Source organism: Herbiconiux daphne, from assembly GCF_024979295.1.
Taxonomy (GTDB): Bacteria; Actinomycetota; Actinomycetes; order Actinomycetales; family Microbacteriaceae; genus Herbiconiux; species Herbiconiux daphnes.
In genome coordinates this window covers 1-550 of the sequence record NZ_JANLCJ010000704.1, presented here as the reverse complement: position 1 = coordinate 550, position 550 = coordinate 1, and the positions used below count along the sequence as shown (strand labels likewise).

General features: G+C 50.0%; 1 protein-coding gene. It reads left to right on the top strand.

Features of this window, described 5'->3' with window-relative positions:
* Window positions 1-33 precede the first annotated feature (33 nt).
* Window positions 34-550 (top strand): hypothetical protein (locus N1032_RS27260; protein WP_259543832.1); only part of this gene is annotated, 517 nt, incomplete at its 3' end.

Below are 550 nucleotides of genomic sequence, written 5' to 3'. Positions count from 1 at the left end.
ACTGCTGCGAACCTGGCTGATGATGCTGCTGCTGTGCCTGCGTCCATCATCTACGTGTGCCGTGGCTTTAAATCTAAGCCGAAGGATGCCAAAGCTGATGCAACTGATTCTGTCCGTGAGAATCGCGAGAAAGCTCAAGCGGATTGGGAATTCCGTAAAGACCTGTGGGAGAAGTTCGGTCGTAACGAGCCAATCGAACTGGTTGTAGCGTATGACCGTAGCAATCTGGACGAGAACGGCAATCCGTCTGAAGTGAAGGCAACTGTTGAAAACTACAACGGCAGTATCTCTGCGTTTATGAGCCGTCTGGCTACGCTGACTCGCTCTGCGAAACTGGCTCTGACTAAGAATGCGCAGACTGATGAACAGAAAGAGCAAGCTGCTCGTGATGCTCTGGCAAAAGCAATCGCTAAGCTGTCTGCTCTGACTGGTCACAAATACATTGTGGTTGACGAAGCTGAACTGAACGCTAAAGCAGAAGCGTTGTTTGATACGATGCTGGAACGTCGTGCTGAACCAGAAGAAGATAATGAACGTGAGGCTTTCGTTC